Genomic DNA, 14892 nt, shown 5'->3' with positions numbered 1-14892 from the left:
GCGTTCAATTTTAAGCTAGTTTAAACACAATAAATGATGAAAATAAAACACATATATATAGCAATCTCACTTTTTGCATTGACAATTTCAAATGCACAAATAACTTCTGATGAAAATTTCAGGAAACCGGTTTCGGAAACATTAAAAAAAATTGAAACTATTTTTCATGTTACTATTAATGACGACAGAGGTTTATTAAAAGGAAAAGAACTGGATTATGCCGATTGGAGAATCGAACAAGGAAATCTGGCTATTTCGCTAACCAATATTTTGGCTCCGTTTGAACTAATGTATTTTAAACAACCGGACGGAACCTATATCATCAGAAAATATGAAAACCATAAAGTTTCTGTTGATAAAGGAAAAGAGCGTTTAGATTATTTAACCACTTTATATTCGAATGTAACCGAATGGGAAGCACGTAAAAAAGAAATAAAAGCGTGTATGATTACGTCTTTTGGTTTGGACAAAGCGCCGCTAATGCCAAAATCAAAACCTATTTTAACGCCAAAAAGAATTTATAAAGATTACAGTATTGAGAATATTGGATTGGAAATTTTGCCTGGTGTTTATGCAACAGGTTCGATTTACAAACCTTATCCGTTAAACAAAAAAGCGCCTGTTATTTTAACGCCGGACGGACATTTTGGTGACGGAAGATATAGAAAAGACGAACAATATCGTTGTGCAATTATGGCAAAAATGGGTGCAATCGTAGTAAGTTATGATTTGTTTGCGTGGGGAGAATCGTTATTACAATTTCCCGAAGAAACACACAGAAATAGTATTGCATCAACCGTTCAGGTTTTAAGCGGAATACGATTATTGGATTATTTATCGACTCAAAAAAATGTTGATATGTCGCGCGTTGGCGTTACAGGCGGTTCTGGCGGAGGATCACACACCATGTTTTTGGCAGCTTTAGATGACCGAATTACAGTTTCGGCTCCGGTTGTAATGGTTTCTTCTCATTTTTCTGGAGGCTGTCCGTGCGAAAGCGGGCGCGGAATTCACCTTTGCGGCAACGGAACAAATAATGCTGAAATCTCGGCAATGATGGCACCAAAACCACAATTGATTGTTTCTGATGGAAAAGACTGGACATTGGCAGTTCCTGAATTAGAGTTTCCTTTTATTCAAAGAACGTATGAATTATACGGAAAAAAAGATTTGGTAGAAAATGCTCATTTTGCAAAAGAAGGACATGATTTTGGAATTTCAAAACGTATGGCTTTATATCCTTTTATGGCAAAATATTTAGGTTTGGATTTAAACAAAGTCAAAAATGCAAACGGAGAAATCGACGAATCGACTTGTGTAATTGAACCTTATGATAAATTATATGTTTTTGGGAATAAAGCTGAAAATCTGCCTAAAAATGCATTAAAAGACATCAACAAATTATATGAAATGTTTGGAGAGAAGAATAACAAGATTTATGAGGTTAAGAAGTAAGAAAAGATAAACACAGATTACACTAATTAACACAAATTCTGCACGTATAGTATGTCAGTGAAATTATTAGAGCATTCTAATTTCGTGTTAATCCGTGCAATTCGTGTTAAAAATGACAAAGTATATGAAGTTAAGAAATAAAATATCACTTATTTGTTTTGGTTTAATATTATTTGGAACCCAAAATATAATCGCTCAAAAGAATGCTGAATTAAAACTTTGGTACGATAAACCAGCAGCAATCTGGAACGAGGCTTTGCCTTTGGGTAACGGACGTTTGGGTGCGATGGTTTTTGGCGATCCGGCTGTTGAGCGTTTACAATTGAACGAAGAAACCATTTGGGCAGGTTCTCCAAACAGCAATGCACATAATAAATCGATAAAAGCTCTGCCAATTGTACGTCAGTTAATTTTTGATGGAAAATTTGATGAAGCCCAGGAATTAGCGACGCAGGATATCATGTCGCAAACCAATGACGGAATGCCGTATCAAACTTTTGGAAGCGTGTATATTTCGTTTCCGGGACATCAAAAATATATCAATTATTACAGAGATTTAGATATTGAAAATGCTACGGCAAAAGTAAAATACACGGTGAACGGTGTAGAATTTACCAGAGAAATATTGACATCGTTTTCAGATCAGGTAATTGTGGTGAAGCTTTCGGCAAGTCAGCCCGGACAAATTACGTGCAATGTTTTCATGAATAGCCCAATTGATAAAACGGTTTCAGCTTCAGATGGAGATCAAATTTTGCTTTCGGGTATTGGAAGTAATTTTGAAGGCGTAAAAGGAAAAGTCAAATTTCAGGGAAGATTAACGGCTAAAAATAAAGGTGGTGAAGTTTCTTCCAGCAACGGAATTATCAGCATTAATAAGGCCGATGAAGTAACGCTTTATATTTCGATCGCAACGAATTTTAAAAATTATCAGGATATTTCAGAAGACGAAGTAGCAAAAAGCAAAGGATATTTGGCTAACGCCGAAACAAAAGATTTCGCCACCATCAAAAAAGATCATGTTGCCTATTATCAAAAATTCTTCAACAGAGTTTCTTTTGATTTAGGAACAAACGAAGCTGGAAAGAAACCAACAAATGAAAGAATCAGGGATTTCTCGAAGCAATTTGATCCGCAATTGGCGAGTTTATATTTTCAGTTTGGACGTTATCTTTTAATTTCGAGTTCTCAGCCGGGCGGACAACCTGCCAATTTACAAGGAATTTGGAACGATATGGTAACGCCGCCCTGGGACAGTAAATACACAACAAACATAAATGCCGAAATGAATTACTGGCCGGCAGAAGTAACCAATCTTTCAGAAATGCACGAGCCGTTTATTCAAATGACGAAAGAGTTAAGTGTTACGGGTGCAGAAACTGCAAAAATGATGTACAATGCAAATGGCTGGGTTTTGCATCACAACACCGATATTTGGCGCGTAACGGCTCCGGTTGATTATGCAGCATCGGGAATGTGGCCAACAGGCGGCGCGTGGGTAAGTCAGGATTTATGGGAAAGATATTTATATACAGGCGATAAAAATTACCTAAAAGAAATTTATCCGGTGATAAAAGGCGCTGCCGATTTCTTTTTGGATTTTATGGTTATCGACCCAAATACAGGTTATTTGGTTGTTGTACCGTCAAGTTCTCCAGAAAATACACACGCAGGCGGAACCGGAAAAGCAACAATTGCATCGGGAACTACGATGGATAATCAATTGGTTTTTGATCTTTTTACGAATGTAATTAAAGCGTCAAAAATTGTTTCGCCAGATGAAGTTTATACTAAAAGAATAAGCGAAGCTTTGGCAAAAATGCCTCCAATGAAAGTGGGTAAATACAGTCAGTTGCAGGAATGGCAAACCGATTGGGATAATCCGGAAGATAAACACAGACACGTTTCGCATTTGTATGGCTTGTTTCCGAGTAATCAGATTTCGCCAATAAAAACGCCTGAATTATTTGAAGCGGCTAAAAACTCCTTAAATTACAGAGGCGACGAATCTACAGGCTGGTCAATGGGTTGGAAAGTAAATTTATGGGCAAGATTATTAGACGGAAATCACGCTTATAAATTATTACAGGATCAATTGCATTTGGTTACGGCAGAACAAAGAAAAGGCGGCGGAACATATCCGAATATGTTAGATGCGCATCAGCCATTTCAAATTGATGGTAACTTTGGATGCACGGCCGGAATCGCCGAAATGCTGATGCAAAGTCAGGAAGATGCGATTCATTTATTGCCGGCTTTGCCAACGGTTTGGAAAGACGGAAGCATAAAAGGTTTAGTTGCCAGAGGCGGTTTTGTAATTGATATGACCTGGAAAAACAATAAAATTTCTGAACTAAAAATTTATTCAAAACTAGGAGGAAACTGCCGATTGAAATTAGAAAATAGTTTAAGCGCAGGCAAAGGAACATCAATTAAAAAAGTAAAAGGAAAAAATACAAATCCGTTATTTTACGATGTTGAAGTTAAAAAACCGATTATATCAGAAAAAGCGAATTTGAAGAAAGTCGTATTACCAAAGTATAATGAATATGATGTTGCAATGAAAGCAGGGCAGACTTATACTTTTTATGGGAATTAGGATTTCCTAACAGGTTTTTAATCCCGAGGCTTCGGGACTGTTAGGTATTGTTTTTAAGTCCAGTTTGTTATTTCTGACAAATGAAACGTTGAATAAAATGGACCGTAAAAATACCTAACAGGTTTTAAAAACCTGTTAGGAGATGAAAACACGAATTGGTGTTTGCGTGAGGGATGGAAGTGGAGCTCTTTTTTTGAGAGGCTTTTTCTGCCGAACAAAAAAAAGCGGGAACGTACAGCCCGACCCGGAGGGACACGCCCAAATAATAAGAATTAAAATAATAAATTTGAATATGTTACATCATTTTAAATACAAAATAATCGCATTCATAATCTTGATTTCGGCTTTAAATACAAGTTGTAAATCCGGAGCAGGACAATCAAATCAGGGAAAAGCGGCTGTTTTAAAAGAAAAAAACTTCAAACATTATGTTGATTATTTCAATACGATGGAAGACGAGAATTTAAAATTTGCGATTCCGAATGATTCTGCGTGGACCTGGATGGAAAAAAATATTCCGTTATTTGAATGTCCGCAGCAAAATTTTGAAGAGATTTATTATTTTAGATGGTGGAGCGCGCGAAAACATATCAAAAAAACACCTCAGGGTTATGCCATTACAGAATTTTTAGTTGATCGTTCTTATGCCGATAAATACAATATGATTAGTTGCGCTTTGGGACATCATATTAATGAATTTAGATGGATTCATAATCCGGAATATTTGGAGCAGGATGTGCATTTATGGTTTAGAGGAAATGACGGCAAGCCCATGAAAAAGCTCAGAACGTTTAGCAGTTGGACGGCAGATGCTTTGTACAATCGTTATTTGGTCAATAAAGATGATAAGTTTTTACTGGATATATATTCGGATTTGGTTGCAGAATATTCGGCTTGGGAAGGCGACAGAAAACGCAAAGACGGATTGTTTTGGCAGTTTGACGTGAAAGACGGAATGGAAGAATCGTTAAGCGGTGCGAGAAAATTTAGAAATGCACGCCCAACCATTAATAGTTATATGTTTGGAAACGCAACAGCTTTGGCGAAAATTTCGAAGCTAAAAGGCGATGCAAAACAGGAAAGTTATTTTGAAGCTAAAGCTGATACACTTCAAAAATTGGTAGAAACAAAACTGTGGAATCCGAAAAGTGAATTCTTTGAAACGTTTACAGAAAAAGATACTTTAGCGCAGGTTAGAGAAGCGATTGGTTTTATTCCATGGTATTTTAATTTGCCGCAAAAAGACAAAGGTTTCGAAAAAGCCTGGGAACAAATTAAGGATGAAAAAGGATTTTCGGCTCCGTTTGGGTTAACAACCGCAGAACGAAGAAGTCCGCGTTTTAGAACTCACGGAACGGGAACTTGTGAATGGGACGGAGCGATTTGGCCATTTGCGAGTTCGCAAACCTTAACCGCTTTGGCAAATGTTTTGAATAATTACAATCAGAATTTTGTTGCTAAAACGGATTATTTCAAACAAATGAGTTTGTATGTAGAATCGCAATATTTTCACGGAAGACCATATTTGGGAGAATATCTGGATGAAACTACAGGATATTGGTTGATGGGCGAAAGAGAGCGCAGCCGTTATTACAATCATTCGACTTTTAATGATTTGGTGATTACAGGTTTGGTTGGTTTACGTCCAAGAGCTGATGAAAAAATAGAAGTGAATCCCTTGATTCCGCAAGAAAAGTGGGATTGGTTTTGTTTGGATAATGTTTTGTATCACGGCAATATCATTACGATTCTTTGGGATAAAACCGGAGAGAAATATCATAAAGGAAAAGGTTTCAGGATCTTTAAAAACGGTAAGGAAATTGCGGTTTCTGAGAGATTGGAGAAATTGGTTTCGGAATAAAGCTTAAATTATTTCACGCAGATTTTACAGATTTCGGCAGATTTAATTTGATTTTTTTAATCTTTGAATTCTATCGAAATCACAAAAGAAAAAATAAATCTGCGTTTATCTGCTCAAATCTTTTTAAATCTGCATGAAACAAAAATCACCGCAAAGCATCTTAAAAAACACAACTCATGAAAAAGTTTTTTTTACATCTAATAATAATCATCTCACTTTTTACACTTTCGGCGAAAGCCCAAAATAAAATCAGTGTTACTAATTTGCAATGCGAAATGCTGACCAATCCGGAAGGAATTGATGTTGTGCAGCCAAGATTGAGCTGGCAGATAAATGCAGAAATAAATGATGTAAAACAAACGGCTTATCAAATTATTGTGGCTTCGACTTTAGAAAATCTAAACGTGAATAATGCTGATTTATGGGATAGCGGGAAAATTGAAAGTGATGATTCTGTCAACATTATTTATAACGGTAAAAAACTGGGCGACAGACAAAATGCTTTTTGGAAGGTAATTAGCTGGACAAATAAAGGAGAAATTCAGTCGAAAGAAACGGCCCATTTTAGCATGGGAATTTTAAATTATGCCGACTGGAAATCAACGCGCTGGATTGGTTATGAAAAAGCTTCTCCGGGTGATAGTATTTCGCAATATTCGAAATTATCGGCGAGATATCTTCGAAAAGAAATCAACTTAAAAAAGCAGGTCAAAAGCGCCAAAGTCTACATTATGGGCTTGGGACTTTATGAATTGTATATTAACGGAAATAAAATTGGCGATCAGGTTTTGGCGCCCGTTCCTACGGATTATACCAAGAATGTAAAATACAATGTTTTTGATGTGACTTCTCAATTAAAAGAAGGCAAAAATATGTTGGGAACGATTTTAGGAAACGGACGTTTTTTTACGATGCGTCAGGATTATAAACCATACAAAATTAAAACTTTTGGTTACCCGAAAATGGCTTTGCAGTTGTTTGTAGAATATACCGATGGAACTAAGGAAGTTATCAGAACCGATGATACCTGGAAAGTAACCACAAACGGACCCATTTTATCGAACAATGAATATGACGGCGAAGAATACGACGCACGTAAAGAAATGAAAAGTTGGAACACGACCAATTTTGATGATAAAAAGTGGTTTACAGCAGAATATGTTCAGGAACCGGGCGGTTTTTATGAAGCGCAAATGTCGGCAAACATGAAAATAATGGACGAGGTAAAACCTGTTTCCATTAAACAAACACCAAAAGGAACTTATATTCTCGATATGGGGCAAAACATGGTAGGTTGGCTTCAATTGAAAGTAAAAGGAAAAAGCGGTGATAAAATCACTTTGAAATTTGCCGAATCTTTGCAAGCAAACGGATCTTTATATATTGACAATTTGCGCGATGCGAGAACAACAGATGTTTATACTTTAAAAGGCGAAGGCGAAGAAATTTGGGAACCACGTTTTATATTTCACGGATTTCGTTTTGTAGAAGTTTCAGGATTTCCAACAAAACCAACTGTAGATAATTTTGTTGGAAAAGTAGTTTACGACAATATTAAAACTACGGGAACTTTTGAATCTTCGGACGCGACAATGAACCAAATTTTTAAAAATGCATATTGGGGAATTCGCGGAAATTATAAAGGAATGCCAATCGATTGTCCGCAACGAAATGAGCGCCAGCCTTGGTTAGGCGACAGAACGACCGGAGCGTATGGCGAAAGTTTTATATTCGATAATCAGACTTTGTATGCAAAATGGCTCGACGATATTAAAAATGCACAAACGGCAGATGGTGGAATTCCGGATGTTGCGCCGGCATTTTGGCGTTATTACGGCGATAATGTAACCTGGCCGGGAACTTATATTACGGTTGCCGATATGTTATACCAGCAATTTGGAGATAAAAAAGTAATCGAAAAACATTATCCGTCCATGAAAAAATGGGTGGTTTATATGGAACAGAATTATTTGGTTAAGGATTTAATGACCAAAGACAAATACGGAGACTGGTGCGTTCCTCCGGAATCTTTAGAATTAATTCATTCGAAAGATTCAGCACGAACCACAAATGGCGAATTAATTGCCAGCGCTTTTTACTATCATTTATTACAAAAAATGAAAAAGTTTGCGACAATTAACGGAACGAATCAAGACGATATTAAATATTACGATTCCCTTTCTGAAAGAGTAAAAACAGCCTTTAATGCCAAGTTTTTTAATCCCGAAAAAAATAATTACGCGAATAATACTGTAACAGCAAACTTGCTTCCGCTGACATTTGGGATGGTTCCTGAAAACTTAGAAAAGAAGGTATTTGAAAACATTGTTCACGAAGTCGAAGTCACGTACAAAGGTCATATTAGTACGGGAGTTATTGGAACTCAGTTTTTAATGCGAACCTTATCTAAATTTGGAAGACCGGATTTGAGTTATAAACTCGCCTCAAACGATACCTACCCAAGTTGGGGATATATGGCTAAAAATGGCGCCACAACTATTTGGGAATTATGGAACGGAAATACCGCCGATCCTAAAATGAATTCGCAAAATCATGTCATGCTTTTGGGTGATTTATTGATTTGGTATTACGAAAATATTGCCGGAATTAAGAGTAATCCTGAAACTCCTGGTTTCAAACAAATTATCATGAAACCCGATTTTGAAGTAGGATTAACCTATGTAAATGCATCTTACGAATCTATTTATGGATTGATAAAAAGTAATTGGAAAAAAAGTAAAAAAGCTTTGGTTTGGAATATTACCATTCCAGCTAATACGTCTGCTATCGTATATCTTCCAACAAATAATGTTTTGGCTGTTTCAATCAACAAACATAAATTAGATAAAATTTCAGATTTGTATAAAATTGAAAATAAAAATATTGTCCTGACTTTGAAATCGGGTTCGTATCTTTTGAGTGTGAAATAGTTATTTGAATATTTGTAATTTCGACTAATATAAAAATTATATTTATAAAAAAATGGACATTTCAAAATACCAAGAAATAATACAAAATTTACAGCCTTTAGTAAATTCTAAATTTAAATATAACACATCCAAATGGGGAAAATTAAATCCACAATTCACTAGTTTTATTGTTAATTATGAAAATTTAGAAATATCAAGACAAGATATAATTGATTCCTTTCGGCTTTTTTATTCTGGAAAATTAAATTGGGAAACACCATTCTTATTAACTATGATTTGGGGATTTGCTGATACAGGATATGGAACTTTTAGAACTAATAACTACATTTCAGAAGAAATAAATCAAATGCATATTAAAAAATCTTTTGATGCAGTTTACAACAATGATTTAGAATTAGCATATAAAAGTTTAAAATTAATTAAAGGACTCAACATAAGTTATATTTCCAAAGTTTTATACTTTGCTACAAAGGCTTGTGACTATAAAGAATATGCCCTAATTTATGATATACGCGTAGCAAAATCATTAATAAAATTGACAACATTACCAGAGATTTTTGAAATTGTAGAAATTACTCCTTCATCAAAATTTTCTCATTACAAAATGTACAATTCTTTGATGCATAGATATTCTAAAGAAATAAATTCTGATGCTGAATCATTGGAAATGTTTTTATTTAATCAACTATTCTAACGTAAATACACTTTTTAGACAATTCGGGACAGTACAGGATACATTGTTAAATTTTTAGTGTTATTTTTACACTTAATAAATATTTTTGCCTAAAAAAATATTAGGAATGTATTTATTATCCAAAATTTTAATTCAAATAAAATTAAGAATGAAGATCATAAAATTGGCAATTGTCTTGTTTGGACTTTTCCTTTTAGGAAGCTGTAAATCTGCATTAGAGAAAAAAACGTGGAAAGAAGGAATTTTAGTCGACGAATTTATATACGATAAAGCACCTTATCCGTCTTGTCACGCCGCTACAATTGTCGAGGCTACAAACGGCGATTTGGTCGCTTCATGGTTTGGAGGAACGCACGAAAGACATCCTGACGTTTGTATTTATGTAAGTATTAAACCAAAAGGCAGCGATAAATGGACACAAGGCGTTCAGGTTGCTGATGGCGTGATGAAAGAAGGACCCAGATTGCCAACATGGAATCCGGTTTTATATCAAATTCCGGGTGGCGATTTGATGCTTTTTTACAAAATAGGACCAAAACCATCTGAATGGTGGGGCGTAATCAGAACTTCATCTGATAACGGAAAAACATGGTCTGAGGCTAAAAATATGCCAAGTAAAGATTTTCTTGGACCAATCAAAAACAAACCTGTTTTATTAAGCAACGGCACTTTATTATGTCCGTCAAGTATTGAAGGCGACGGTTGGAGACTTCGTATGGAAACTTCTCCTGATTTCGGCAAAACATGGGTTTTAGGCGATACACTTTCAAGAGGAAAAAATAAAATAAACGCCATTCAGCCCAGTATTCTTTTTCATAAAGATGGAAGTATTCAGGCGATTGGAAGAACCAGAAACAGAGCAATTTTCAGCACTTTCTCAAAAGATAACGGAAAAACATGGTCGGATATTGAGTTAATTGGTTTGCCAAATAACAACTCAGGAACGGACGCCGTAACGCTTAAAAACGGAAAACATTTGTTGGTTTACAATCACGTTTTACCTCCGGGAACAGAAGCAAAAGGACCAAGAACGCCTTTGAATGTTTCTATTTCTGATGATGGAATTAACTGGAAAGCGGCGTTGGTTTTAGAAGATTCTAAAGTGAGTCAATATTCATATCCATCAATGATTCAGAGTTCTGACGGAATGGTGCATATTGTTTATACGTGGAGAAGAGAAAAAATCAAATACGTAAAAATCGATCCAAGTAAACTAAAAGCAATTCCTATCAAAAACGGAATCTGGCCTGGCGATGAAAACAAAACTGTAACTGCTGTAAAGGCAGAAGAAGAGTAATTTTAAAAAGAAAGTTTGCCACAGATTAAAAGGATTAGAATGATTTTTAATTTTATTTAATCTCCAAGATCTGCTAAATCTGCGAGAGTAAATTTTTTCACGCAGATTTAGCAGATTTAGCAGATTTTTTTTTAATCAATTAAATCTTTTTAATCTGTGGCAAAAAAATAAATAATTATGAAGTCAACTTATATTCAGAAAAATTTAATTATTGCAATGCTTGTTGTTTTAGCGACTACTTTCAATAGTTGTGCAACAGCTCAGTCATCAAAAAATAAAGAGCGTTATAAAGTTGCAGTTTGCGACTGGATGATTTTAAAAAGACAAAAATTAGGCGCTTTTGGTTTGGCAAGCGAAATCAAAGCCGACGGAATAGAACTGGACATGGGTGGTTTAGGAAATAGACCAACTTTTGATAGCAAATTAGGTGATCCTGTTGAAAGGCAAAAATTTCTTGATAAGTCTAAAGAATTGCATGTGGGAATCAGTTCTATTGCCATGTCCGGATTCTATGCGCAGTCTTTTGCAAAAAGAGAAAACATCGCACCAATGATCGAAGATTGTATAAAAACAATGAAAGACATGAAAGTTAAAGTGGCATATCTTCCGTTAGGAACTGAAAGCGATTTGGTGAAAAATCCGGAATTACGCCCTGTAATTGTCGAAAGATTAAAATGGGCGGGAAAACAAGTGGGTAAAATAGGCGGTGTAATTGCAATCGAAACTTCGTTGAATGCAACAGAAGAGAAAAAATTATTGGAAGAAATAGATTCTAAATACATTAAAAGTTCGTTCAATTTTGCAAATGCCGCAGATAACGGAAGAGATATTCCATCAGAATTAAAAATATTAGGCAAAAAACATTTAGCACAAATTCATGCTTCAAACACAGATAAAGTCTGGCTTGAAAATGACATGATGATCAATATGCCTGAAATCAAAAAAACACTCGACGAAATGAAATGGAGTGGTTGGCTTATTGTAGAACGTTCGAGAGATGTAACTCAGGTTCATAATGTAAAAGTCAATTACGGCGCAAATGTCGCTTATTTGAAAAAGATTTTTCAGGATTAAATTTTTTTGCCACAGATTAAAAAGATTTTCACAGATTATTAATTAAATTTTTTAAAAAATCATTTTAATCCTTTTAATCTGTGGCAAAAAAGAATAAAAAATTACAATACAATGAAATATTTTACTTTACTTTTTTTAGGTTTTTATACCACTTTCGCGGCAGCGCAAAACGTCACAATTGTTAGTGATTCAAAATCGCCGAGAGTTCAGTTTGGAGCCGAAAAATTAACTAAAACTTTATCAGGAAAAGGTTTCAAAATAATTTCTTCGGATAAAATAGCTAAAAACGCAAAAGATAAAGTAATTGTTATTGGCGAAAAAGGAAGTGATTTCTGGAAACAGAATTCGAAATCGGCTAAAATCGACGATAGTCAGTTAAGCAAGAAAGAAGGCTTTCAAATTCGCACTCAAAAAAATATTATTTATATTGAAGGAACCGATGCTTCCGGCGCTTTATACGGCGCAATGGAATTAACAGATCGTATTAAAAATTCAGGCGAAATTCCGTTAGAAATTAATATCGACGACAGTCCCGAAATGGTTTTGAGAGGCGCTTGCATCGGAATGCAAAAAACGACTTATCTTCCCGGAAGAGATGTTTATGAATATCCATACACGCCCGAAACTTTTCCGTGGTTTTACGATAAAAAACTATGGATAAAGTATCTCGATATGATGGTCGATAACAGAATGAACTCGTTGTATTTATGGAACGGACATCCGTTTGCCTCTTTGGTAAAATTGAAAGATTATCCGTTTGCTGTAGAAGTAAGCGATGAAGATTTTAAAAAGAACGAAGAAATCTATAAATTCTTAACCGAAGAAGCCAATAAAAGAGGAATTTGGGTCATTCAGATGTTTTATAATATTATAGTTTCTAAACCTTTTGCAGAACATTACAACATAAAAACGCAGGATCGTTCAAGACCAATTACGCCTTTACTTTCAGATTATACGAGAAAATCTATCGCTGCTTTTATCGAAAAATATCCAAATGTTGGTTTGTTAGTTTGTTTGGGAGAAGCCATAAATACGATCGACGACGACGTAGAATGGTTTACCAAAACGATTATTCCCGGAGTTCAGGATGGTTTAAAAGCGTTGGGAAGAACAGATGAACCGCCAATTATTTTGCGTTCGCATGATACCGATGGACCTTTGGTAATGGAAAAATCGCTTCCGTTGTATAAAAATCTATACACAGAAAGCAAATATACCGGAGAATCGTTGACGACTTATACGCCGGGCGGACCTTGGGGAGAAACCCACAGACAGCTTAGTGCCTTAAAATCGATTCATATTGAAAATGTCCATATTTTGGCAAACTTAGAGCCTTTTAGATACGGTTCACCAGATTTTATACAGAAAACCGTTAAAGCAATGCACAGCGCGCACGGTGCAAATGCACTGCATTTATATCCGCAGGCATCCTATTGGGACTGGCCATATTCGGCAGATAAAACAAAAACCGGCGAACGAATTCTTGAAATGGATCGCGACTGGATTTGGTATAAAGCCTGGGCAAGATATGCCTGGGACAGTAAAAGAGACAGAAACGAAGAAGTTAAATTTTGGGATAAAGATTTGGCTGCGAAATACGGAACTGATCAGGAAGCTGCAAATGACATTCTAAAAGCTTACGAAGAAACAGGAGAAATCGCTCCAAAAACATTAAGACGTTTCGGAATTACCGAAGGAAATCGTCAGACTTTATTATTAGGAATGTTCGAAAGCCAATTGGTAAATCCCGCAAAATGGCGCGTTTATCCGGGGTTTCATGAATCGTGCGGACCAGCGGGAGAATTGCTTCTGGAATATGCAAAAAAAGAGTGGAATCACGAACCGCATTCGGGCGAACTTCCAACTCAAATTATTGCCGAAATCACAAAACACGGTAAATTAGCCGTTGAAGCGATTGATAAAGCAGAACCTAAAGTGACACAAAATAAAGACGAATTTTTACGCCTTAAAAACGATGTTCATTGTTATAAAGCATTTGCCGATTTCTTTTCAGAAAAAGTCGAAGCTGCATTATTAGTTTTAAGATACAGTTATTCAAATGATATTTCAGATCTGGATAAAGCGCTTCCGCATTTAGAGAAAAGCATCGAATATTATCAGTTATTAGTAAATTTAACAAAAGATAATTATTTGTATGCCAATAGTATGCAAACCGCTCAACGCCGAATTCCGATTGGCGGTGACGACGGAAACAATAAAACCTGGATCGAATTATTGCCACATTACGAACGCGAATTGGTTAATTTTAAAAGAAATTTAGAATTATTAAAAGCATCAAAAGACGGTAAAATTGTAATCAAAGAAGGAAAACCATGGCAACCTGCAGAGGTAACTTTGCTAAGTGAAAGCAAAGGAACTTATGAAGTTAAAAACGGAACAAAAGTATACGGAACGCCAATTTCTGAATTCACAAAAATTGCTCCCGAATTGCAAAACCTTAAAGGAATTGCATTCGATGAAACGTCGCAAAATGAGAACGGAACGCATTTGAAATTTAAAAATACAAAAGCGGTGAAACTGGTTGTCGGTTATTTTAATTCAGACCAAAAGCGATTTTTATTTCCGCCAAGTTTAGAAACGGATGCTGCCGGAAATGCTTACGGTCAGGCCGAAGTGATTTTGGCAAGTGCCATGAATTTAAAAGAATTACCGCGTGTAAATATTCACACGTATACGTTTCAGCCGGGAGACAATAAATTAGATTTAGGCAAAGGCAGAGTGCTAATTTTAGGATTTATAGACGCCAACCAAACCATAACGCCACGCGATGTTGGTTATATCGATGCCGGAGAAAAAGGCGCGATTGACTGGTTGTTTTATTAATAATTTGGGCGTGTTTCGCCGCGGCGAATCGGGCTGTACGAAAGACCTAACCTGTCAGGTCTATTTAAGATTTCCTGCAAGGTTTTCAAAACCTTGTAGGTATTCAAGTAAGATAAGAAGGCGTAAAAATTAAACCTA

The 14892-nt window shown here is 35.7% G+C and carries 8 protein-coding genes; all 8 read left to right on the top strand.

Going from position 1 to position 14892, the window contains the following annotated elements:
- The first annotated feature begins 33 nt into the window (after positions 1 to 33).
- The 8 genes from OLM54_RS13900 to OLM54_RS13865 all read left to right on the top strand — a co-directional run bounded on the left by OLM54_RS13900 (position 34) and on the right by OLM54_RS13865 (position 14754).
- Positions 34 to 1455: an alpha/beta hydrolase family protein gene (locus OLM54_RS13900; RefSeq protein ID WP_264535188.1), complete on the top strand. Its 1422-nt coding sequence runs from the start codon at positions 34 to 36 to the stop codon at positions 1453 to 1455.
- Between the two features lie 124 nt (positions 1456 to 1579).
- The gene (locus OLM54_RS13895) at positions 1580 to 4054 is read left to right on the top strand and encodes a glycoside hydrolase family 95 protein (RefSeq protein WP_264535187.1); all 2475 of its coding nucleotides are present in this window, start codon (positions 1580 to 1582) and stop codon (positions 4052 to 4054) included.
- 292 nt (positions 4055 to 4346) lie between these two features.
- The gene (locus OLM54_RS13890) at positions 4347 to 5915 is read left to right on the top strand and encodes an MGH1-like glycoside hydrolase domain-containing protein (RefSeq protein ID WP_264535186.1); all 1569 of its coding nucleotides are present in this window, start codon (positions 4347 to 4349) and stop codon (positions 5913 to 5915) included.
- 176 nt (positions 5916 to 6091) lie between these two features.
- Positions 6092 to 8845, top strand: a complete 2754-nt coding sequence (locus OLM54_RS13885) for a glycoside hydrolase family 78 protein (protein WP_264535185.1) — start codon at positions 6092 to 6094, stop codon at positions 8843 to 8845.
- 52 nt (positions 8846 to 8897) lie between these two features.
- Positions 8898 to 9539, top strand: coding sequence for a hypothetical protein (locus OLM54_RS13880; protein ID WP_264535184.1), 642 nt, complete (start codon positions 8898 to 8900; stop codon positions 9537 to 9539).
- Positions 9540 to 9687: 148 nt separating this feature from the next.
- Complete coding sequence (locus OLM54_RS13875; protein ID WP_264535183.1) at positions 9688 to 10836, top strand: sialidase family protein; 1149 nt, start codon at positions 9688 to 9690, stop codon at positions 10834 to 10836.
- Positions 10837 to 11013: 177 nt separating this feature from the next.
- Complete coding sequence (locus tag OLM54_RS13870) at positions 11014 to 11910, top strand: sugar phosphate isomerase/epimerase family protein (protein ID WP_264535182.1); 897 nt, start codon at positions 11014 to 11016, stop codon at positions 11908 to 11910.
- A gap of 111 nt (positions 11911 to 12021) precedes the next feature.
- Entirely contained in the window at positions 12022 to 14754 is a 2733-nt protein-coding gene (locus OLM54_RS13865) for a glycoside hydrolase family 20 zincin-like fold domain-containing protein (protein WP_264535181.1), read from the top strand.
- Positions 14755 to 14892: the final 138 nt, after the last annotated feature.

It is taken from the genome of Flavobacterium sp. N1736 (assembly GCF_025947065.1).
Taxonomy (GTDB): Bacteria; Bacteroidota; Bacteroidia; order Flavobacteriales; family Flavobacteriaceae; genus Flavobacterium.
The sequence above is the reverse complement of the archived record's forward strand: the minus strand, read 5'-3'. Positions and strand labels throughout refer to the sequence as shown.